This is a genomic window from Kineococcus arenarius subsp. arenarius (assembly GCF_050871845.1).
In the GTDB taxonomy this organism is placed as follows: Bacteria; Actinomycetota; Actinomycetes; order Actinomycetales; family Kineococcaceae; genus Kineococcus.
Genome location: NZ_JBJLSE010000015.1, coordinates 21,846 through 42,759 on the forward strand (window position 1 = coordinate 21,846; position 20,914 = coordinate 42,759).

At 75.3% G+C, this 20,914-nt stretch carries 21 protein-coding genes; 11 read left to right on the plus strand and 10 right to left on the minus strand.

Annotation, left to right across the window (positions count from 1 at the left end; genetic code table 11):
- Nucleotides 1-47: 47 nt before the first annotated feature.
- Complete coding sequence (locus tag ACRYM0_RS06095) at nt 48-761, plus strand: SDR family NAD(P)-dependent oxidoreductase (RefSeq protein ID WP_432503191.1); 714 nt, start codon at nt 48-50, stop codon at nt 759-761.
- Nucleotides 762-791: 30 nt separating this feature from the next.
- Here the strand turns inward: ACRYM0_RS06095 and ACRYM0_RS06100 are convergent, their stop codons facing one another.
- Nucleotides 792-2,909: a putative bifunctional diguanylate cyclase/phosphodiesterase gene (locus ACRYM0_RS06100; RefSeq protein ID WP_432503112.1), complete on the minus strand. Its 2,118-nt coding sequence runs from the start codon at nt 2,907-2,909 to the stop codon at nt 792-794.
- A gap of 156 nt (nt 2,910-3,065) precedes the next feature.
- Between ACRYM0_RS06100 and ACRYM0_RS06105 the strand changes: the two genes are divergently transcribed.
- The 3 genes from ACRYM0_RS06105 to mprF are packed head-to-tail and all read left to right on the plus strand — an operon-like array spanning nt 3,066 to nt 7,382.
- Nucleotides 3,066-3,530 carry a MarR family winged helix-turn-helix transcriptional regulator gene (locus ACRYM0_RS06105; protein ID WP_432503114.1) on the plus strand — a complete coding sequence of 155 codons (465 nt, stop codon included), beginning with the start codon at nt 3,066-3,068 and terminating at the stop codon, nt 3,528-3,530.
- Nucleotides 3,527-4,825 (plus strand): MFS transporter, encoded by a 1,299-nt coding sequence (locus tag ACRYM0_RS06110; protein ID WP_432503117.1) that lies wholly within the window; start codon nt 3,527-3,529, stop codon nt 4,823-4,825. The genes ACRYM0_RS06105 and ACRYM0_RS06110 overlap by 4 nt, the downstream gene beginning before the upstream one ends.
- Before the next feature lie 55 nt (nt 4,826-4,880).
- The gene (gene mprF / locus ACRYM0_RS06115; protein ID WP_432503119.1) at nt 4,881-7,382 is read left to right on the plus strand and encodes a bifunctional lysylphosphatidylglycerol flippase/synthetase MprF; all 2,502 of its coding nucleotides are present in this window, start codon (nt 4,881-4,883) and stop codon (nt 7,380-7,382) included.
- A gap of 39 nt (nt 7,383-7,421) precedes the next feature.
- On the opposite strand, the gene ACRYM0_RS06120 is transcribed toward mprF, so the two are convergent.
- Nucleotides 7,422-8,465: an esterase-like activity of phytase family protein gene (locus ACRYM0_RS06120; RefSeq protein ID WP_432503121.1), complete on the minus strand. Its 1,044-nt coding sequence runs from the start codon at nt 8,463-8,465 to the stop codon at nt 7,422-7,424.
- A gap of 153 nt (nt 8,466-8,618) precedes the next feature.
- Here ACRYM0_RS06120 and ACRYM0_RS06125 point away from each other — a divergent pair, with 153 nt between their 5' ends.
- Entirely contained in the window at nt 8,619-9,857 is a 1,239-nt protein-coding gene (locus tag ACRYM0_RS06125) for a class I SAM-dependent methyltransferase (RefSeq protein ID WP_432503123.1), read from the plus strand.
- Here ACRYM0_RS06125 and ACRYM0_RS06130 read toward each other — a convergent pair.
- On the minus strand, nt 9,842-10,141 hold the full coding sequence (locus ACRYM0_RS06130; protein WP_432503125.1) for a DUF1540 domain-containing protein: 300 nt from the start codon (nt 10,139-10,141) through the stop codon (nt 9,842-9,844). The two genes, ACRYM0_RS06125 and ACRYM0_RS06130, sit on opposite strands and share 16 nt — an antisense overlap.
- A 109-nt stretch (nt 10,142-10,250) precedes the next feature.
- Entirely contained in the window at nt 10,251-11,399 is a 1,149-nt protein-coding gene (gene serC / locus ACRYM0_RS06135) for a phosphoserine transaminase (RefSeq protein ID WP_432503127.1), read from the minus strand.
- Between the two features lie 76 nt (nt 11,400-11,475).
- On the opposite strand from serC, the gene ACRYM0_RS06140 reads away from it, so the two are divergent.
- Nucleotides 11,476-11,898 carry a DUF1810 domain-containing protein gene (locus ACRYM0_RS06140; RefSeq protein ID WP_432492809.1) on the plus strand — a complete coding sequence of 141 codons (423 nt, stop codon included), beginning with the start codon at nt 11,476-11,478 and terminating at the stop codon, nt 11,896-11,898.
- 25 nt (nt 11,899-11,923) lie between these two features.
- Here ACRYM0_RS06140 and ACRYM0_RS06145 read toward each other — a convergent pair whose 3' ends face one another.
- The 6 genes from ACRYM0_RS06145 to ACRYM0_RS06170 all read right to left on the minus strand — a co-directional run bounded on the left by ACRYM0_RS06145 (nt 11,924) and on the right by ACRYM0_RS06170 (nt 16,735).
- Nucleotides 11,924-13,090, minus strand: a complete 1,167-nt coding sequence (locus ACRYM0_RS06145) for a serine hydrolase domain-containing protein (protein ID WP_432503129.1) — start codon at nt 13,088-13,090, stop codon at nt 11,924-11,926.
- A gap of 141 nt (nt 13,091-13,231) precedes the next feature.
- Entirely contained in the window at nt 13,232-14,047 is an 816-nt protein-coding gene (locus tag ACRYM0_RS06150; protein ID WP_432503131.1) for a sugar phosphate isomerase/epimerase family protein, read from the minus strand.
- 153 nt (nt 14,048-14,200) lie between these two features.
- The gene (locus ACRYM0_RS06155) at nt 14,201-14,353 is read right to left on the minus strand and encodes a hypothetical protein (protein ID WP_432503133.1); all 153 of its coding nucleotides are present in this window, start codon (nt 14,351-14,353) and stop codon (nt 14,201-14,203) included.
- A 31-nt stretch (nt 14,354-14,384) separates the two neighbouring features.
- Nucleotides 14,385-15,554: a zinc-dependent alcohol dehydrogenase gene (locus tag ACRYM0_RS06160; RefSeq protein ID WP_432503135.1), complete on the minus strand. Its 1,170-nt coding sequence runs from the start codon at nt 15,552-15,554 to the stop codon at nt 14,385-14,387.
- A complete protein-coding gene (locus tag ACRYM0_RS06165) occupies nt 15,554-16,072 on the minus strand; it encodes a hypothetical protein (protein WP_432503137.1) in 519 nt (172 codons plus the stop codon). Before ACRYM0_RS06165 ends, ACRYM0_RS06160 begins: the two co-directional genes overlap by 1 nt.
- Before the next feature lie 75 nt (nt 16,073-16,147).
- Nucleotides 16,148-16,735 (minus strand): TetR/AcrR family transcriptional regulator, encoded by a 588-nt coding sequence (locus ACRYM0_RS06170; protein ID WP_432503139.1) that lies wholly within the window; start codon nt 16,733-16,735, stop codon nt 16,148-16,150.
- Nucleotides 16,736-16,807: 72 nt separating this feature from the next.
- Between ACRYM0_RS06170 and ACRYM0_RS06175 the strand changes: the two genes are divergently transcribed.
- The 5 genes from ACRYM0_RS06175 to ACRYM0_RS06195 all read left to right on the plus strand — a co-directional run bounded on the left by ACRYM0_RS06175 (nt 16,808) and on the right by ACRYM0_RS06195 (nt 20,864).
- The gene (locus tag ACRYM0_RS06175; protein ID WP_432503141.1) at nt 16,808-17,371 is read left to right on the plus strand and encodes a hypothetical protein; all 564 of its coding nucleotides are present in this window, start codon (nt 16,808-16,810) and stop codon (nt 17,369-17,371) included.
- Between the two features lie 5 nt (nt 17,372-17,376).
- Entirely contained in the window at nt 17,377-18,051 is a 675-nt protein-coding gene (gene pdxH / locus ACRYM0_RS06180; RefSeq protein ID WP_432503143.1) for a pyridoxamine 5'-phosphate oxidase, read from the plus strand.
- 184 nt (nt 18,052-18,235) lie between these two features.
- The gene (locus tag ACRYM0_RS06185; protein WP_432503145.1) at nt 18,236-19,222 is read left to right on the plus strand and encodes a DUF6282 family protein; all 987 of its coding nucleotides are present in this window, start codon (nt 18,236-18,238) and stop codon (nt 19,220-19,222) included.
- On the plus strand, nt 19,219-20,013 hold the full coding sequence (locus ACRYM0_RS06190; protein WP_432503147.1) for an ABC transporter ATP-binding protein: 795 nt from the start codon (nt 19,219-19,221) through the stop codon (nt 20,011-20,013). The genes ACRYM0_RS06185 and ACRYM0_RS06190 overlap by 4 nt, the downstream gene beginning before the upstream one ends.
- A complete protein-coding gene (locus ACRYM0_RS06195; protein ID WP_432503150.1) occupies nt 20,010-20,864 on the plus strand; it encodes an ABC transporter permease in 855 nt (284 codons plus the stop codon). The genes ACRYM0_RS06190 and ACRYM0_RS06195 overlap by 4 nt, the downstream gene beginning before the upstream one ends.
- Nucleotides 20,865-20,914 lie beyond the last annotated feature (50 nt).

The window sequence follows — 20,914 nt, forward strand, 5'->3', positions numbered from 1 at the left end:
CCCCCGCCACCGTGCTCACCGACCCCTCCCCGCGCCGGCGCACCGCGCTGGTGACCGGTGCCAGCAGCGGCATCGGCGCCGCCACGGTGCGGGCCCTGGCCGCGGCCGGGTTCGACACCGTGGCGGCGGCCCGCCGGGTGGAGCGCTGCGAGGAGCTGGCCCGGGAGGTCGGCGGGCGGGCGCTCGCGCTGGACGTCACCGACGACGCCTCGGTGGCGGCGCTGGCGGCGGCGGTGCCGGAGGTGGACGTCGTGGTGCACTCCGCCGGCGGCGCCCTGGGGACCGACCGCGTCGAGGACGGCGACGTCGAGGGCTGGCGGCGCATGTACGACACGAACGTGCTCGGCGTGCTGCGCGTGCACAAGGCGCTGCTGCCGGCGCTGCGCCGCGGCGGCGACGGGCACGTCGTGGTGCTGGGGTCCATCGCCGGTTTCGAGACCTACCCCGGTGGCGGCGGGTACACGGCCGTCAAGCACGCGGTCAACGCGCTGTGCCGCACGGTGCGCCAGGAGATGGTGGGCGAGCCGGTGCGGGTCACGGAGATCGCCCCCGGCATGGTGGAGACGGAGTTCTCCCTGGTGCGCCTGGGCGACGCCGAGGCGGCGGCGAAGGTCTACGAGGGGCTGACGCCGCTGAGCGCGCAGGACGTCGCGGAGGTGATCGCCTTCGCGGTGACGCGCCCTGCGCACGTGGACCTGGACCGGGTCGTGGTGCGCCCGGTGCAGCAGGCCGACGCCGCGCACGTGCACCGGCGGCGCTGAGCGCGCCCGGCCCGGGGGTGCCGGGGGGCCTCAGCGCCCCAGCAGCAGCCCGGCGGCCACCGGCCGCCCGAACAGCCAGCCCTGGGCCCGGTCGCAGCCCATCTCGCGCAGCAGCGTCGCCTGCTCGCGGGTCTCCACGCCCTCGGCGGTGACGACCATGCCGTGCGCGTGCGCCAGGGCGATGAGGGCGCGCACGACGGCCGCGGCGCGCTCGGAGGTGCCCAGCGGCCGCACGAAGCTCATGTCGATCTTCAGGAAGCTCAGCGGGAAGCGGTCCAGGTAGGACAGGGAGGAGTAGCCCGTCCCGAAGTCGTCCAGGCCGACGCGGGCGCCGATGCTGCGCAGCTCGCCGAGGCTGGCGCGGGTGGAGCTGGACAGGTCGATGAGGGTGCGCTCGGTGACCTCGCAGAGCAGGCTGGAGCCGGAGGCGCCGGTGCTCTCCACGCTGTGCGCCAGGCGGTGCGCGAAGGAGGGGTGCTCCAGCGTCTTGCCGGAGACGTTGAACGACACCTGCAGGCCCTCGCCGTCCTGGCGCCACTGGCGCAGCTGGCGCAGCACCTCCCCCAGCACCCAGGTGTCGACGTCCACGATCAGGCCCGTGTCCTCGGCGGTGTCGACGAAGACCTTGGGCTCCAGCAGCCCCTCCGCGGGGTCCTGCAGGCGCACGAGGGCCTCGGCGGCCACGAGCCGCTCGTCGCGCAGGTCGACGATGGGCTGCCACACCACGCGCAGCCCGTCGGTGCGCAGGGCGCGGCGGACCTTGTGCTCGGCCTCCCGGCGCGCCTGGGCGTCCTCGCGCATGGCCGAGTCGTAGACGGCCACGCGGTCGCGCCCGGCGTCCTTGGCCCGGTAGAGGGCCATGTCGGCGCTGCGGAAGAGGTCGTCGGCGGTGCCCTCGTGGCCGACGGCGACGCCGGCGCTGGAGGTGCACACGAACGGCTCGGGCAGGCCGGGCAGCAGGACGGGGGCGCGCAGGCGCCGCAGGATGTTGCGGGCCATGGTGGCGGCGGCCTCGGGGCGGTCCACGCCGGGCACCATGAGGACGAACTCGTCGCCCCCCAGGCGCGCCAGGGTCGAGCCGGCGGGGGCCGCCTGCTCCAGGCGGGCGGCGATCTGGCACAGCAGCGCGTCGCCGATCTGGTGGCCGAGGGTGTCGTTGACGAGCTTGAAGCGGTCCAGGTCCAGCAGGACCAGCGCGACGGCGGCGGTGGGCGTGGCGCTCGCCAGGGCCTCGCCGAGGCGGACGTCCAGCACGGCCCGGTTGGCCAGTCCGGTCAGGGAGTCGCACTGGGCCAGCCGCACCAGCTCCCCCGTGGAGCGGTCCCCGGCGACCAGGTCGAGCACGAGGCCCTGCACGACACCCGCACCACCGGCACCCAGGGGCACGCTGGCGCCCAGGAGGGTGCGCTCGGTGCCGTCGGCGGTGCGCACCCGGAACGGGTACGGCACGGGGGCCCCCACGCGGGCGGCGGGGTCCTGGGTCTGCGCGAAGGGGCCGCGGTCGTCGGGGTGGACGCGCTCGCGCCAGGTGGCCAGGTCGGGGTCGGGGTCGTCGGGGCCCATCCCGAGCACGGCGCGCAGCCTGTCGTCCAGGGTCAGGCGGCCCGTGGCGGGGTCCCACGACCAGGAGCCGAGCCCGGCCAGGCGCACGGCGCCGGAGAGCAGCTTCTGCACGCCGGCCAGCTCGGCCGCGCTCCGCTCCGCGTCGCGGGTGGCGCGCAGGGCGCGCCAGGCGGCGCCGGCGGCGGCGGCCAGCAGCTCCAGGACGGCGCGGTCGGGGGCGGGGTCCCCCCACACGGCCAGCCGGGGGGCGCTCGGGTCACCGGGCAGGAGCTCCAGGACGGCCGAGGGCGTGGCGCCGGCGAGGTCGGTGACGGTGGTGCGCCGGCCGGGCAGCAGGACCACCTCGCCGCGGGCGGCCAGGACCTCCAGCTCGCGGTGGCGGGAGCGGGCGACGGGCCGCAGCAGCAGGGCGCGGGTGCAGCCGGCCCGTCGAGCCTCGTCGACGAGCTCCTCGGCGAGCGCGCCGGGGTCGGTGCAACCGGCGAGGCGGCGCTGTGCCCGCAGGACGGCGGCGAGGTCCTGCGGGACCCCCTCGCCCAGCGCAGGCTCGTCCCGCAGGACCGAGGTCGTCGGAGAACCCCTCACGCGTCAGCTCCCGTCTCCGAGCAGGCGTCCCTGCCCGACGCCTGGCACTCGCTCACCGCCATCGACTGTAACGCTTCGTAGAGAACTGCGGCACTCATCGTGACAAGCACTTCGTTGCCGTTGGTAATTAGCATGGCTAAGGAGTACCGTGGTCGCGTGACCAGCAGCACTCCCGAACCACCCGGCGCACCCGTCGACGAGGCGCGCGTGGACCTGCTCGCCGCCGACCTGCGCGTCGCCGTGCTGCGCACCGCGCGCCGCCTGCGCTCGCAGAAGAGCGTCGAGGACCTCACCGACGGGCAGCTCTCCGTCCTCGCCGACCTGCACGTCCACGGCCCGCGCACCCCCGGCGAGCTCGCCGAGGCCGAGCACGTGCGCCCGCCCTCGATGACGCGCACCGTCGCCGCGCTGGCCGCCGCCGGTTACGTCGAGCGCACCGGCCACCCGGACGACGGGCGCCAGGTGCTCGTGTTCCCCACCGCGGCCGGCCGCGCGGCGGTCGAGGAGACGCGCGCGCGCCGCTCCGCGTGGCTGCGCGAGCGCCTGACCCGCCTGGACGACGACGAGCGCGCCACCCTGGAGAGCGCGGCGCGCCTGCTGCGCGCGGTGGTCGAGGAGTGAACCGGACCTTCCGCTCGCTGCGGCACCGCGACTACCGCCTGTGGGCCAGCGGCGCCATCGTCAGCAACACCGGCACGTGGATGCAGCGCGTGGCGCAGGACTGGCTCGTCATCCAGGTCCTCACGAACGGCTCGGGCACCGCCGGCGGCATCACCACCGGCCTGCAGTTCGGCCCGATCCTGCTGCTGGCACCCGTCGCCGGCTGGGTCGCCGACCGCTTCCCGCAGCGCCGCACCCTGATGGCCACGCAGGCGGCGATGATGGCCCTGGGCCTGGCGATGGCGGCGCTCGTGCTGTCCGGGGTCGCCCAGCTGTGGCACGTGTACGTGCTGGCCACGCTGCTGGGCTGCGCCTCGGCGATCGACGGGCCCGTGCGCCAGACCTTCGTGGGCCAGCTCGTGCCGCCGGAGGACCTGCCCAACGCCATCGGGCTGAACTCCGCCTCGTTCAACTCCGCCCGGCTCATCGGTCCCGGCCTGGCCGGCCTGCTGATCGCGGCCTTCGGCACCGGGCCGGTGTTCCTGATCAACGCGCTGTCGTTCCTCGGCCCGCTGACCACCCTGCACCTGATGCGCCCGGCCGAGCCGGTGCGCCGCGAGCGCCCCGCGAAGGGCACCGGCGGGATGCGCGAGGGCCTGCGGTACGTGCGCGCCCGCCCGGACCTGCTGGCGATCTTCGCCCTCGTGGGTGTCGTGGGGACCTTCGGGCTGAACTTCCAGCTCACCTCCGCGCTCATCACGAGCGTGAAGTTCGGCCGGGACGCCGCCGCGTTCGGCGTGGCCGGCACGGTGCTGGCCGTCGGCTCGCTGCTGGGCGCGCTCATCGCCGCGCGCCGCGAGCGCCCCCGCTGGCGCCTGGTGATCGGCGCTGCGGTGGCGTTCGCGGCGACCGCGTCGGTGTCGGCGGTGATGCCGAACTACTGGCTGTACCTGGTGGTCCTGCCGTTCCTGGGGCTGTCGTCGCTGACGCTGCTGACGGCGGCCAACGCGACGGTGCAGATGACCACCGAGCCGCGCATCCGCGGGCGGGTCATGGCGCTGTACATGTCCCTGGTGCAGGGCGGCACCGTCGTCGGCGGCCCGTTCGTGGGCTGGGTCGGCACCCGCTTCGGGGCGGAGTGGTCCGTGCTGGTGGGCTCGATCCCCTCGGGGCTCGTGGCGGTGGCCGTCGGCGTCGTGGTGCTGCGGCGCGCCAGGGTCCGCGTGAGGTACTCCTTCCGCACCACCCCCCACCTGCGGGTGGTCCCGGTCCGCTCCCCCGACGGCGGCGACGAGCGCGACGCCGCCGCGGCGTAGCCGCGAGAGCGGCCACCGCTTCAAGGGCGGGCGCCGCACTGCCGACCCCTGGTCGGTGAGCTCCTCGTCCAGGCGGCCGGCCGCTGCGGTGCGTCACCTGCTCGCCCCCCTCCTCGTGGCGGGGCTGCTCGCCGCAGCCGCGGTGCTGCTGCACCGGACCCTGCGCCACTACTCCTGGGCGGACCTGGGGGGCGACCTGCTGGCGCTCGGCCCGGGCGTCGCGCTCGGCGCGACGGCGGTCTCCTACCTGGCGATGACCGGCTACGACGCGCTGGCGCTGCGCTACGTCGGGCACCCCCTGCCCTACCGCCGCTACGGCCTGGCGTCGTTCGTGGCGACCGCCTTCGGCAACAACCTGGGCGCCTCGGCGGTGGTGGGGGCGGCCCTGCGGGCCCGCGTCTACTCCCGCTGGCAGGTCCCCGGTTCCGCCATCACGCGGATCGTCGGCTTCAACGCGGTCACCCTGGCGCTGGGAGCCGCGGTCCTGGCCGGCGGCGGCATGCTGCACGACCCGGCCGGGGTCGGCGCGGCGCTGCACCTGCCCCGCGCCGTCGTCCTGGCCGTCGGGTCGCTGCTGCTGGCGTCGGTGGTGGGCTACCTCGCCTGGGCCGTCGCCGGGCGCGCGGTCGGCCGGCGCTCCTGGCGCGTCGAGCGCCCCTCCCCCGGCCTGGCGGTGGCTCAGGTCGTGCTGTCGACGTTCGAGTGGCTGACCATGGCCGCGGCCCTGCACGTCCTGCTGCCCGCCGAGGGCAGGCTCCCGTTCCTGGCCTTCGCCGTCGCCTTCTCGATCGCGACCCTCGCCGGGCTGGTGAGCGGCGTGCCCGGCGGGCTGGGCGTCTTCGAGTCGGCGCTGGTCGTGCTGATCGGGTCGACGACCTCGCCCGCGGGGCTCGCGGTGGCGCTGGTGGCGTACCGGATCTGCTACTTCGTGCTGCCGCTGCTGCTGGCCGCCGTGCTCCTCGTCGTGCACGAGGCCCGCCCGGTCGTGGAGGCGTCCCGCTCGGTGCGCCTGCCGTCCGTGCTCACGCCCTCGGTGCTCGCGCTCGGCGTCGCCGGCACCGGGGTGTTCATGGTGGTGGTCGGGGACCTGCCGGGCACCCGGGCGCTGGACGTGTCGGCCGTCACCATCAGCCTCGCCGGCTTGTCCGCCCTGCTCACGGCCCGGGGGCTGCACCGGCGGCTGCGGAGAGCCTGGGCGGCCACCCTGGCGCTCCTGGCCGGCGTCACGGTGGTCGCCGCCGCCCACGGCGACCTGGCGCTGTCCGCCGTGACCGCCGTGCTCGCCCTGCTCCTGGTGCCGGCACGCCCGGCGTTCTACCGCGGCGCCCTCTCCGCCCGGCCGCGGAACCCGGCCTGGCCGATCACCGCGGCCGTGCTGGTCGGGGCGGCCGTCTGGTGGCACGAGTTCAGCGGCTTCGGCGGTGCGGTCGACGCCCCCCTGCTGGCGGCGTCGTTCTCCGGCGACACGCCGGGGGCGGACCGGCTCGTGATGGCTGCGGGCGCCGTCGGCATCCTCATCGGCGGGCGCCGGACCCTGACGGCGGCGGTCCCCGTCCCGCGGGTCGCGGACGACGACGAGGTGGCCCGGGTGGCGGACGTCGTCGCCCGGTGGGGGCGCTGCACCTCGCACCTGGCCTTCACCGGCGACAAGCGCTTCCACTTCGGCCCGCGCGGCACGGCCTTCCTGATGTACCAGGTCCAGGGGCGCAGCTGGGTGGTGATGGGGGACCCGGTCGGGGACCCCGCCGACCACCGCGAGCTGGTCCGCAGCTTCCTCGGGGAGGTCGACCGGCACGGCGGCCGGCCGGTCTTCTACAACGTGCTCCCCGACCACGCGGACCTGTACCGCGAGTGCGGGCTGAGCCTGGCCAAGCTCGGCGAGGAGGCCGTCGTCCCGCTGGAGGGGTTCACGCTCAGCGGCAGGGCCAAGGTGAACCTGCGCAACTGCCGCAACAAGTCCCAGCGCCTGGGCATGACGGTCGAGTTCGTCGCGCCGGGGGACGTCGCTCCCCTGCTGCCCGCCCTGCGCGAGGTGTCCGACGCCTGGCTGACCCGGCGCAACGGCAGGGAGAAGCGGTTCTCCCTGGGCGCCTTCGAGGAGGAGTACGTCTCGCGCTTCCCGCTGGTCGTGGTGCGCCAGGGGGAACGGGTCATCGCCTTCGCGACCCTGTGGATCGGCGCGGACGGCCGGGAGGTGCAGGTCGACCTGATGCGCCGCCTGCCCGACGGTCCCCGGACGGTGATGACGTTCCTGTTCATCGAGTGCATCCTGTGGGCGGAGGAGCACGGTGCCACGTCGTTCAACCTGGGGATGGCGCCCCTGTCGGGGCTGCGCACCGACGCCACCGCCTCCCCCTGGGACCGGATCGGGCACCTGCTGTGGAGCCGCGGGGAGCAGTTCTACAACTTCAGGGGTCTGCGGGCGTTCAAGCAGGGCTTCGGCCCCCGGTGGCGGACCCGCTACGTGGCCGCCCCCGGCGGCCTGGCCCTGCCGAACGCCATGGTGGACGTGGCGACGCTGGTCGGCGGCGGTATCCGCGGGGTCGTCCGGGGCTGATCCGGCGACCGGACCCGGGGCCGTCGGGGGCGGCCGGGGTCAGGACTCCTCGATCGGCAGCGTGACGTCCAGGTCGTAGAACCGCGTGGTCTGGGTCGGACGTTCGTTGTCGTCGCTGACCAGCAGCAGCTGCAGGCGCCGATCGCCCTGCGCGGACAGCACGGTCATCCCCTCGATGTTGTCCAGCAGCGGGTTCAGCTGCTCCTGCTCGGCCACCGCCCCCTGCGCCGGGCACGTCACGAGGTCGGCCAGCAACGTCTTCGCGACGACGGACTCCTCGTCGAGGACCTCCACCGCGCTGACGTCGGCCGCCGCCGCGGGGTCGATCACGTAGAGCCGGACGGTGTTGCCCACCTGCTCGATGAACTCCCGCTCGATGAGCACGATCCGGCCGTCGGGAGCGGCGAGGAGTTCGGGGACGCCGAGGCCCGGGTCGGCCTGGTAGGCGATCTGCGGGCCGAGCTCGAACGGCGCCGCGAGGTCGGTGCGGTGCCAGGTCTGGATGCGCAGCGCGCCGTCGGGGTCGCCGAGCAGTTCCTGCTCGTCGTTGGAGTAGAGCGTCAGGCCGTCGGCCGAGAGGGTGAGGCCCTCCAGGGACAGGTTCGTCTGCGCGCGGCCGGCGGGGGCGATCTGCAGAGCCGCGGGAACGGGCAGGCTGCCCAGGATCCGGCCGTCGGGGCTGTAGCGCCGGACGGCCGGGCCGACCTCCGAGGAGACCAGCAGGGTTCCGTCCCGGTCGACGACGAGGCCCTCGCTGTCGAGCTCGGCGCCCGCCTCGTCCCGCAGGGGGACCACGGCGGTCGGGGTCCGGGTGGCGGCGTCGAGCGTGAACAGCTCCGAGCGGTCGGACAGGGCCAGCAGCGAACCGTCGGGGGCCGGTGCGAGCGCGGACAGGCCGGCGACGGGCTGCCCACCGAACGTCGTCTCGTCCAGGTGGTCGGAGAAGCCCGTCAGGCTCACGGCGGCGCTGCACCGGACCGCCGCGGAGGCGTCGGGGCCCAGCGGAGCGGCCGCGGAGGACGTGACGGTGGACAGCGACACGGCGCTGGCGAGGACGGCGGTGGCGGCGAGGGTTCTCTTCACGAGGGCGCAACCTAGGAGCCGTCCGCGACCGCCCGGGGGACGGCACGTGAAGAGCGGACGAAGATCACCCACGCCTCCCGGTGCACGAGGGGGCTCGGCTCCTCACCGGGGACGGCACCCGGAGCACCCCGCCGGCGGGCGGACAATGTCCGGGTGCCGACCACCGACCTCGCCACCGCGCTGTCCGACGTCCGCGAGCTGCTGCTGGACGAGCAGAACCTCGTGCGGGCGGTGGCGGCGGGCCGTCGGCGCGGGGTGGAGCCGCCGGAGCACGAGCGGGTGGAGGTGCGCCCCGTGGCGCTGCGGTCCGGTGCGCACCTGCAGGTCCTGTTCCGCAGCGGCCCGGTGGTCAGCACCCGCAACGTGCCCGCGGGCGAGGCCGCCGGGGCGGTGGACGACCTGCTGGCCCTGCCCTACGGCAACTGGCACGTGGAGACCGCGACGGCGACGCTGCAGCTGCGGGTGACGAAGAAGGGCGAGGCGCAGGTGCACCGCGCCGCGCGCGCCGGCACCGCGCCGGCGGGCCCGCAGGCGCACGACCGCGCCAAGCAGCGCCTGGTGGACCCCGACGACCCGGTGTTCCGGGTCCTGGGCGCCGGCGGGGACAAGCGCCGTCAGGTGGAGGCGTTCGTGCGCCAGCTGGCACCGCTGACCCCGGCGGTGCTGGAGCAGGCCGGGCCGGTGGTGCGGGCGGTGGACCTGGGCTGCGGCAACGCGTACCTGACGTTCGCGGCGCACCGCTGGCTGTCCGCGCAGGCCGGCGGGCGCGGGAAGGAGCTGCGCACCGTCGGCGTCGACGTGCGCGAGGACGTCCTGGAGAACAGCCGTCGCGCGGCGGGCGAGGCGGGCCTGGCGGGTCTGGGGTTCGCGCGCGGCAGCATCGCCGAGGCCGAGCCCTTCGCCCCGGGCGAGCGCCCGGACGTCGTGCTCGCGCTGCACGCCTGCGACACCGCGACCGACGAGGCGCTGGCGCGCGCGGTGCGCTGGGGTGCGCCGCTGGTGCTGGCGGCGCCGTGCTGCCACCGGGACGTGCAGCGGCAGATCGTGGCCGCCGGGGAGCGCGGTCCGGTGGTGCGCCACGCGATCCTGCGCGAGCGGTTCGCCGACGTGCTCACCGACGCGCTGCGCGCGCTGGTGCTGCAGCTGCTGGGCTACCGGGTGGAGGTGGTGGAGTTCATCGACTCCGCCCACACGCCGCGCAATGCGATGCTGCGCGCGGTGCGGACGGGGTCCGCACCGCGCGCGGAGCACCTGGCGGAGTTCGACGGGCTGTGCCGCGAGTGGGGCGTGCAGCCCGCCCTGGCCGCCGAGCTGGCGGCGGAGCTGGACGCGGTGCGCTCAGCCCTCGCCGGCCGGCCGGCGGGCGACCGCGAGGCTCAGGCCGCGCTGTAGGTGAGGCACTTCGTCTCGCCGGAGTCGGCGGTGCCGACGTCGATGGCGGACGCGGTGCAGGTCAGGTCCGAGTTGTGCTTGCAGTCGGCGAGCTGGCAGGCGCCGACGTGGCCCTCGGGGGCGGTCTTGTGCTTGGTGGGCAGGCCCAGGAAGGTGCCGCAGTGGTTCGCACCGTGGTCGCCGACGGTGATCGTCGGGGCGTGGCACGACACGTCCGCGTTGAAGGTGCACCCGCTGACGGAGCACTGGTGGATGGGGGTCAGGTCCAGGTTCACGGTCGCCATGCCTTCGACCATAACGGCGGAATGCCTTCCCCGCCACGAAGGAACGCCTTTCCTACGCCTTTCGGGGAATGCGTAGGCAAGGCATTCCTTCGCCCGCCGGAGAAGAAGGTCAGGCTTTCCTGATCCGTTCGGCGACGTGGTCCACGCACGCGGTCAGCGCCCGCACGTCCTCGGGTTCCACGGCCGGGAACAGCCCGATGCGCAGCTGGTTGCGGCCCAGGCTGCGGTAGGGGAAGACGTCGACGATGCCGTTGCGGCGCAGGACGTCCTGCACCCGGACGCTGTCGACGGAGGGGTCCAGGTCGATCGTGGCCACGACGGTGCTGCGCGCGGCGGGCTCGGTCACGAAGGGGGTGGCCCACTCCCGCCCGGCGGCCCAGCCGTAGACGACGGCGGCCGATTCCGCGGTGCGCCGGGCGGCCCACTCCAGCCCCCCCTGCCCCAGCAGCCACTCCACCTGCTCGGCCAGCATCACCAACGTCGCCACCGCGGGGGTGTTGTACGTCTGGTCCTTGCGGGAGTTCTCCACCGCGGTGCGCAGGTCCAGCGACGGCGGCACCCACCGGCCGCTCGCGCCGAGCTCCTCGGCGCGCGCCAGGGCGGCCGGGGACAGCAGCGCGATCCACAGCCCGCCGTCGGAGGCGAACGACTTCTGCGGGGCGAAGTAGTAGGCGTCCGCCTGCGAGACGTCCACGGCCAGGCCCCCGGCGCCGGAGGTGGCGTCCACCAGCACCAGCGGCCCGCCGTCGGCCGGGGCCGGCCCGGCCGGGCGCCGCACCGGGGCCATGACGCCGGTGGAGGTCTCGTTGTGCGGCCAGGTCACGACGTCGACGCCGCCGGCGACCTCGCCCAGCGGCGGCAGCGTGCCGGGCTCGCCGCGCACGACGACCGGTTCGGCCAGGAACGGCGCCCCGGCGGTGACGGCGGCGAACTTCGAGGAGAACTCCCCCAGCACCAGGTGCTGGGAGCGCTCGCGCACCAGGCACAGCGCCGCGACGTCCCAGAAGGCGGTGCTGCCGCCGTTGCCGAGGACCACCTCGTAGCCGGCCGGCAGCGAGAACAACTGCGCCAGCCCTTCGCGCACGCGCCGCACGAGGGACTTCACGGGCTCCTGGCGGTGGGAGGTGCCCAGCACGGTGCGCCCGGCGCGCAGCAGCGCCTCGACCTGCTCGGGGCGCACCTTGCTGGGACCGGAGCCGAAGCGCCCGTCGGCGGGCAGCAGCTCGGCGGGGATGCGGATCTCGGGCGCGTCGCTCACCCCCCGATCCTCCCGCACCGGCGCGGGTGGGCCCGCCCGGGAGGTGCCCGGCGCCGGGCCGGTGCAGGGTGGAGGGGTGGACGACCCCTTCGACCTGCAGCGCTTCACCGACGCCCAGGAGGGCACCTACGAGCGGGCCCTGGCCGAGATCGGCGCCGGGCGCAAGACCTCGCACTGGATGTGGTGGGTCTTCCCGCAGGTCGCCGGGCTGGGCCGCAGCGAGACGTCGCGGCGGTACGCGGTCTCCGGGCTGCCCGAGGCGCAGGCGTACCTGGCGCACCCCGTGCTGGGGCAGCGGCTGCGCGAGTGCGCGCGGGTGCTGCTGGACCTGCCGGGTGAGGACCCGGTGGCGGTCTTCGGCGAGACGGACGCGGCGAAGCTGCGCTCGTCCATGACGCTGTTCGCGGCCACCGACCCCGAGGAGCCGACGTTCGACGCGGTGCTGGAGAAGTTCTTCGGGGGCGAGCGCGACGGGCTGACGGAGGACCGGCTCGGCTGAGGCCGGTCCCCCGCCCGTCACCGGCTCAGTCGCAGAACGCCTCGGCCAGCAGCTCGACCTGGCCGCGGAACTCACCGGGGTCGGCGGCGGTGGTCAGGGACGCCACGAGCCGTTCCCCGGTGTCCTCGGTGCTCAGGGCGGTGCTGAGGTAGCCGGGGATGCCGCCGTCGTGGCCGTACACGGTCGTGACGCCCGTCCCGCACTGCAGCGGCGCCACCGTCAGCCCCAGGCCGTACGCCGGGGAGACCTCCGTGGTCCGCTTCATCTCCGCCAGCAGCTCCGGCGGCAGCAGCTCCCCGTCCAGCAGGGCGTCGAGGAACCGGTCCAGGTCCGCCGTGGTGGACACCAGCTCCCCGGCGGACGAGGCGACCGAGGGGTTCAGCCGGGTGACGTTGACGACTTCCCCGCCGATGCGCGCGTAGCCGTGGGCGTGCGGCGCGGGCAGGTTCACCCGGTCGCCGGGCAGCGAGGTGCCGCGCAGGCCGAGCGGTTCCAGGACGCGCTGCTCGACGGCGCTCGCGTACGGCTCACCGGTCACCGCCTCGACGAGCTCGCCCAGCACCAGGTAGCCGGTGTTGGAGTAGTTCCAGGCTGTGCCCGGCTCGAAGTCCAGCGGGCGGGCGGCGGCCAGGGCGATGAGGTCCCGGGCCTCGTGGTGCTGGTAGCGGACCTGCTCGTAGGCCTCGGGCGTGGGCACGGCCGACGGGTCGGCGGGGATCAGCGCGGTGTAGTTCGCCAGGCCGCTGGTGTGCTGCAGCAGCATGCGCACGGTGATGCGGTCCCCGTCCGGCAGCAGGCCGGGCAGGTGGCGGGACACCGGTTCGTCGAGCTCGACGCGCCCCTCGGCGACGAGCTGGAGCACCACCGTGGCGACGAACGTCTTGGTGATGCTGCCGGCGCGGAACCTGCCGTCGCGCGGCACGGGGGTGCGGCGCTCGTGGTGGGCGCTGCCGCTGGTCAGGACGGCCTGCCGGCGGCCGTTGGTGACGCGCACCTGCACGGCCTGCGCGCCGGTGGCGGTGAGCTCGTCCAGCGCCCGCTGGACCGCGCGGCGGTCGATGCCGTCCCGCGCGGGCGCGGCGGGCGGGGCGGCCGCCGCGCCGAGCGCGGGTGCGCTGAGCAGCGCCGCGCAGGCGAGCACCGCGGCGGCGCGGCGGCGGTCGTGGTGGCGGGCGCGGGTGGTCGTCGTCATCGTCGTGCCTCTCCTGTGGGCCGGCTGAGGACACGAACCCTCCCGGGCGGTCACGGCCGCCACCAGCCCCCGGGGTCTCGCGGGCACCGGTGCGCGATCACCCGGAAGTCGTAGGCCGGCCGCGACGACGGTCGGGAGGGTTCAGACGAACTCCTCGAACCGCTTGCGCACCAGGCGCAGGACGTCGTCGGGGTCCTCGGCCCACCAGCGCGAGGAGAGGACCTCGACCTCGACGGGCCCGTCGAAACCGGTGGCCGCGACCTGCGCGGAGAGCCGCGGCAGGTCCATGAGGCCGTCGCCCATGACGCCGCGGTCCAGCAGCAGGTCGGAGGTCCCGGGCAGCCAGTCGGAGACGTGGTAGCCGAAGACCTTGCCGGTGGCGCGCTGCAGCTGCTGCTCCAGGGCCGGGTCCCACCACACGTGGTAGGCGTCGACGATCACGCCGAGGTGGCCGGGGTGGGCGGGTTCCAGCTCCTCGACGAGGTCGAGGGCCTGGCCGATGGAGACCACGACGGAGCGGACGCTGATCATCATGGGGTGCAGCGGCTCGATCGCCAGGCGCACCCCGGCGGCGGCGGCGTGCGGCAGCAGGGCCGCGATGCCGTCGCGCACGCGGGTGCGGGCGGCGGGCAGGTCCTTGTCGACCAGCGGCCCGCAGACCAGGACGAGGGTGTCGGCGCCCAGCTCGGCGGCCTCCTCCACGGCGCGGCGGTTGTCGTCCAGGACGGCGGCCGGGTCGGCGGAGGGGTCGGTGAACATGCCGCCGCGGCACACGGAGCTGACGCGCAGGCCCGCCTCGCGCACCAGCTCCACCGCGCGCGGCAGCCCCGCGGCGGCGATCTTGTCCCGCCACAGGGCGATCGCGCCGATGTCGTGGCGCACGCACCCGGCGACGGCCTGCTCCAGGGACCAGGAGTTGACGGTGATCTGGTTGAGGCTGAGGCGACGGGTGTCCACGGGCTCGCTCCTTCGCGGGCTGGAATACGCTTTCCATCGAGCCTGCCACAGCGGCTCGCGGCGGTCAACGCCCCGCACGCACGACGCCCCCGGCCCAGGGGGCCGGGGGCGTTCGGGGTGCCCGGGAGCGGGGCGCTCCGGTGCGGCGGCGCGTCAGGAGCCGCTGTGCTCGCCGGACTGCTGCCCGCCGCCCTCGTCGGCCTGCTCGGCCTCCTCGGCGAAGCCGGTGTCGTTGCCGTAACCGGGTTCGGTGGGCGACTCGGCCGCCTCCGCGCTGCCGGGCTCCTGGCTGGGCTGGGTGGTCATGGCGTTCCTCTCGCTCGGGGTCGTCGGTCGGTCAGGGGCGGAAGACCGCGCGCAGGCAGCCGTCCTGCTTCTCCTTGAACATCTCGTACCCGCGCACGGCGTCCTCCAGCGGCATCTCGTGCGTGGCGAGGAAGCCGGTGTCCAGCTCGCCGTCCAGGACGTGCTGCAGCAGGCGCGGCACGTACCGCTGGCCGTGCTGCTGCGCCGAGCGGATCGTCAGGCCCTTGTTCAGGACCACGCCCATCGGGAACTTGTCGGTCAGGCCGTACACGCCCAGCACCGAGACCACCCCGCCCTTGCGGCAGGCCAGGATCGCCTCGCGCAACGGGGTGGCGCGGTCGGTCTCCAGGCGCAGGGCCTGCTTGGCGCGGTCGTAGACCTCCTGGGCACCGGTCCCGTGGCCCTCCATGCCGACCGCTTCGACGACCGCGTCGGGCCCGCGCCCACCGGTGCTCTCGCGCAGGGCCTCCTGGACGCTGTCGACCTCGGAGTAGTCGATCGTCTCGGCGCCCACGCGGGTGCGGGCCAGTTCCAGCCGCTCGGGCAGGCGGTCCACCACGATGACGCGCTCGGCACCCAGCAGCTTCGCGCCGGCGGCGGCCATGAGCCCCACCGCACCGGCGCCGAACACCGCCACGGTGTCGCCGGGGGTGATGTCGCAGAAGTCGGCGCCCATGAACCCGGTGGGGGCGGCGTCGGAGGTGAACAGCGCCTGCACGTCGCTCACGCCCTCGGGGACGGAGAAGCAGTTCACGTCCCCGAACGGCACGCGGACGAACTCCGCGTGCGAACCGGCGTAGCCGCCGAAGGGGTGGGTGTACCCGTAGATCCCGCCGCTGGGGTACCCCAGGACGGGTTGCTGCAGCGGGGCGTTGGGGTTGGTGGTGTCGCACAGCGACCACATGTCGTGGCGGCAGTAGAAGCACTCCCCGCACCCGATGAACGACGGCACGACGACGCGGTCGCCGACGCGCACCCGCCGCACCTCCGGGCCCACCTCCACGACGACGCCCATGAACTCGTGGCCGAACACGTCGCCCCGGCGCATCCCGGGCAGGTAGCCGTCGATGAAGTGCAGGTCCGAACCGCAGGTGACGGTCAGGCTCACGTCCAGCAGCACGTCGTGCGGGTTCAGCAGCTCGGGGTCGCGGACGGTCTCCACGGCCAGGTCGTTCACGCCGTTCCACACCAGCGCACGCATCAGCGCTCCTCCTCCCGGGCGGCGGGCTGCGGTCCCAGGGTGGGGATCTCCCCCGTCACCAGCAGGGCCCGCAACCGGTACAGCAGGGTGAACGGCACCGCGCCGACCCCGGCGCTCAGCTCCGGCGCGACCTCGCAGGTCACCTCGGTGCCCAGCTCCCGCGGCGCGGGGCGGGTGCTCACGCGCAGCAGGGCGCCGTCCGGGCCCTGCTCGCCGGGGCGGTGGAACTCCACGACGTCCGGCCCGTCGGTGAGCTCGGCCTCCACGCTCGTGCCGCCCCCGGCGGTGAGCGAGAACGTCCAGCGGCCGGGGGCGCCGGCCTCGACGCGGCCGAGGTCGCCCAGCAGCCGCGAGACCACCTGCGGGTCCCGCCAGGCGGCCAGCACGTCCGCGGTGGGGCGGCCGACGGTCAGGGTCTGGCGGGCCGGCTGCGCACCGGGCCGCGAACCGGGCAGGACCTTGGCGGCGGCGCCCACGGCCGAGGCGACCACCTCGCGTGCCTTCTGCGTCACGTCCACGGTCGGCCACGCTACGGCGAGGGCGCGGGGGCGGCACCTCGGCGGCCGGGGCCCGCGGGTCCCCGGTCCGGGCGGTCAGCGCAGGGAGTCCAGGTGCGCGTCCAGGACCGCCTCGGCCCAGGCGGTGTCCTCGCCTTCGGGCAGGCGCAGCAGGTGCAGGGCCAGGCCGTCGACGAGGGCGTGCAGGCGGGCGGCCTCCATGTCCGGGTCCAGCCCGGCACGTGCCTGGCCCACCTGCTCGAGGGCGAGCACGATCCCGCGGCAGCCGACGGCGAGCTCGGCGTGGGCGGCGTCGTAGCCGGGGCGCAGGTCGGCGTCGGTGAGCGCCAGGGCGCCGATGAGCAGGAACACCTCCATCTCCAGGCGGCGCTCGGCGTCCAGGGGCAGCAGCTGGCGCAGCACGGCCCGGGCGGCCTCGCGCGGGGCCAGGCCCGCCGCGGCGGCGGCGGTGCGCTCGCGCACGCGCCGGCCGGCGAGCTCCAGGCAGTAGGCGAGCAGGGCGTTCTGGGTGGGGAACGCGCGCCGCAGCGAGGCGGTGGCGAGCCCCGCCTCCGTGGCGACGGAGCGCACGGACACCGCGCGCACGCCGTCGCGCACTGCCACGCGCCAGGCGGCCTCGGCGATCTGCACCTCGCGGGCGGCGTGGTCGATGAGCTTCGGCACCCCCGGAGCGTACACAGTCGTGTTAAATTCTTTGGTGACACAGCCGTATTAGCAAGAGTCCCGGAGGTTCCCGTGCTCGCCCTCATCGCCGCCTGCGAGGCGGGTTTCTGGATCGCCGTCCTCGCGGGGCTCACCGCCCGCTACCCGCTGCGCGCACCCCGGGCGGGCCTGGTCCTGCTCGCCCTGGCGCCCGTGCTCGACCTCGTGCTGCTCGCCGCCACCGCGGTGCACCTGCGCGGCGGTGCCGTCGCCACCTGGCACCACGGCCTGGCGGCCGTGTACATCGGGGTGTCCGTCGCCTACGGGCACCGCCTCGTGCACTGGGCCGACGTGCGGTTCGCGCACCGCTTCGCCGGCGGGCCGGCCCCGGTGAAGCCCACCGGGCGGGCCTACGCGCGGGCGTGCTGGGCGGACGTGGCGCGCACCCTGCTCGCCGCCGGGATCGCCGCCGGGATCGTCCTGGGCCTGGTCGCGCTCGTGGGCGCCCCCCGGCGCACCGAGGCCCTGCTGGGCGTGCTCCCGCTGCTCGGGGTGATCTGCGCCGTGGACCTGCTGTGGGCCGTGAGCTACACGCTGTGGCCGAAGCGCGAGCGCACCGGCACCCGGGGCCGCGGGGTCCCCACCGCCCTAGGGTGAATCCCGTGGAGGACCCCGCCCGGCGCCGCGTCGACTACGGCGAGCGCTCGTTCGACGAGGACGACCTGGCCGCCCACCCCCTGGCCCAGTTCGAGCGCTGGTACTCCGCAGCCGTCGCCTCCGGCGAACCGGAACCCAACGCGATGGCCCTGTCGACCCACGGCCCCGACGGGGTCTCCTCGCGCACCGTGCTGCTCAAGGGCGTCGACGGGCGCGGGTTCGTCCTGTTCACCAACCAGCGCTCGCGCAAGGCGCTGGCGATCGCCCACGACCCGCGGGTGGCGCTGCTGCTCGTCTGGCACGGCACCCACCGCCAGGTGGCGGTGCGCGGCACCGCCGAGGTGCTCCCGCGCGCCGAGACCGAGGCCTACTTCGCCTCGCGCCCCTACGGCTCGCGCATCGGCGCGTGGGCCAGCGAGCAGTCCCGGCCGATCACCTCGCCCGCCGAGCTGCGCGAGCGCGAGGCCGAGCTGCGCCGGCGCTTCCCGAACACCGGCTCGGCCGACGACGTGCCCGCCCCGCCGCACTGGGGCGGCTACCTCGTGCGCGCGCACGAGGTGGAGTTCTGGCAGGGCCGCACCTCGCGCCTGCACGACCGGCTCGTCCTGCTCAGCCGCGACGGCTCCCCCGCCGCCCTGGACGACGCGGCGGCCTGGCGCACGGAGCGCCGCCAGCCCTGAGCGCAGCGGCGCGGGGCTCCGCCACCCGGCGACCGGCCGGGTCCGGTCCTTGACATCGTCGCCAGGATTGTCGACAGTCTCGTCGTCAGCCCGGACCGCCCGGCACCGGCTGCCCGCGGTCGCAGGAGACCGCCCGCCGCCGCAGGCACCGCAGCCGCGCACCACGACCGCTCCAGGAGAGTCCGTGACGCAGACGTCACCCGCAACCGCCGAGCACGACCCCGACCAGCACCCCCAGCCCTCCCCGCGGGCGCGCGAACTGGTCCGCGGCGCCTACGACACCCACGTCCACGTCGCCCCCGACGTCATGCGCCGGCGCATCGACGACCTCGACCTCGCGCGGCGGTTCGCGGACGTCGGCATGGCGGGTTTCGTGCTGAAGTCCCACTACGTCCCCACCGCCGAGCGGGCGGCCGTGGTGCGCAAGGCCGTGCCCGGCACCGACGCGCTCGGCGCCGTCACCCTCAACGGCTCGGTCGGCGGGCTCAACCCCGTCGCCGTGGAGATCGCCGGGCGCCAGGGCGCCCGGATCGTCTGGTTCCCCACCGTCGACAGCGCCAACCAGCGCCGCAGCCGGGCCGCCGCGCCCCCCGGCGCCACCCCGCCCATGTGGGCGCAGGTGCAGGACGACCTCGCCGCCAAGGGCGTGGTGTCCCCGCCCGTGGAGGTCGTCGACGCCGACGGGCGGGTGCTGCCGGCCGTGCGCGAGGTCCTCACCGTCATGGCCGACCACGACCTCGTCCTGGCCACCGGCCACCTCAGCGGACCGGAGATCGTCGCCGTGGTCGACGCCGCCGCCGAGACGGGCGTGCAGCGCATCGTCGTCACCCACCCGGAGTTCACCTCCCAGCAGCTGCCGGCCGACGTGCAGCGCCACCTCGCCGGGCGCGGCGCCCTGCTGGAGCGGTGCTTCACCACCCCGCACACCGGCAAGGTCAGCTGGGACCTGCTGTTCGAGCACGTGCGCGCCGTCGGCCCCGAGCACTCCCTGCTGTCCTCCGACCTGGGGCAGCCGTTCAACCCCCCCGTCGAGGACGGCCTGGCGCTCATGGCCGACGCGTTCCTGGCGGCGGGCTTCTCCGAGGACGAGGTCGTCACGATGGCGGTGACGAACTCGCGCCGCATCGGCGCGCCCTCCTCCGCTCAGGACGGGGCGGTGGGTTCACCGTGACCGCCGCCGCCGCCGCGCGCACGGACGAGGACGTCGTGCTCGGCGTGCAGGGCCTGTCCAAGCACTTCGTCAAGGGCGACGAGGCCCTCGTCGCCCTGCGCGACGTGGACCTGCAGGTGCAGCGGGGCAGTTTCGTGGTGCTGCTGGGCCGCAGCGGGTGCGGCAAGTCGACGCTGCTGAACCTGCTGGCCGGGCTGACCCGGCCCACCGCCGGGCGCATCACCTACCGGGGCGAACCCGTCGAGGGCCCCCGCACGCAGGTCGGCTACCTCACCCAGCACGACACGCTCATGCCGTGGCGCGACGTGGTGCGCAACGTGGAGATGCCCCGGGAGATCGCCGGGCAGCCCCGCGCCGAGCGCCGCGCCAAGGCGGAGGAGCTCATCCGCACCGTCGGGCTCGGCGGCTTCGAGAACCACTACCCCCGCGAGCTGTCGGGGGGGATGCGCCGGCGCGCCAGCCTGGCGCGGATGCTGTGCGCCGATCCGGAGACCCTGCTGCTGGACGAGCCGTTCGGCGCGCTGGACGCGCAGCTGCGCACCGAGCTGCAGGCGGAGCTGCTGCGCCTGTGGTCGGGCAGCGGGCGCACCGTCGTGTTCGTCACCCACGACATCGAGGAGGCGCTCGTGCTGGCCGACCGGGTCGTGGTGCTCGGCCTGGCCGGGCGCATCGTCCTGGACCAGCAGGTGGACCTGCCGCGACCGCGCGACCCCGACGAGGTGCGGGTCGAGCCCCGCTTCGTCGAACTGCACCGGGCCCTGTCGGCGGCCCTGAAGGAGGGAGCACGGTGAGCACCACCGCACCGTTGTCGGGTCCCGGCGCGGGCGACCTCGCCGGGCCGCTGCGCGTGGAGTCGCAGCGCGGGTGGCGGACCCGGCACGGCCGCACCTCCGTCGTGTGGGGCGCCCGGGCCGCGGTCCTGGTCGTGTTCCTCGTGGCCTGGCAGCTGCTGTCCGGCCCGGTCCTGGACGCGACGGTCGTCAGCGCCCCGCTGGCCATCGCCGAACGCCTGGTGGAGTGGACCGTCGACGGCACGCTGTGGACGAACACCTGGATCACCGTGCAGGAGATCGTGCTGGGGTTCCTCCTCGGCGCCGGCACCGGTGCCCTGCTGGCCTACCTCATCGCGCCGGTGCGCACGCTGTGGGAGGTCCTGGACCCCTACCTCATGGCGCTGTACTCGATCCCCAAGGTGGCCCTGGCGCCGCTGTTCATCGTGTGGTTCGGCATCGGCACGGAGATGAAGGTGCTGCTGGCGGCGGTCACCGTGTTCTTCCTCGTGTTCCTGAACACCGCGGCCGGGGTCCACGAGGTCGACCGGGCGCTGATCGACGCCGTGCGGCTGATGGGCGGGAACCGCCGCGACGTGGCCCTCAAGGTGGTGCTGCCCGCGTCGCTGACGGGACTGATCACCGGGCTGCGCGTCTCCATCCCCTACGCCCTGATCGGCGCGGTGATCGGTGAGCTCGTCGCCTCCAACCGGGGGCTGGGCTACCTCATCAGCGCCTCCTCCGCCCAGTTCGACACCGACGGAGTGTTCGCCACGCTCATCGTGCTGAGCGTCGTGGCCGCGGTGCTGAACACCCTCGTCGGCCTGCTCGGCCGCCGGGCGAACCGCTGGAAGCCCCTCGGGGACGACTGAGCACCACCCCGCGCCACCCCGCACCACCCCCGCTCGCCCCGTCGAAGGAG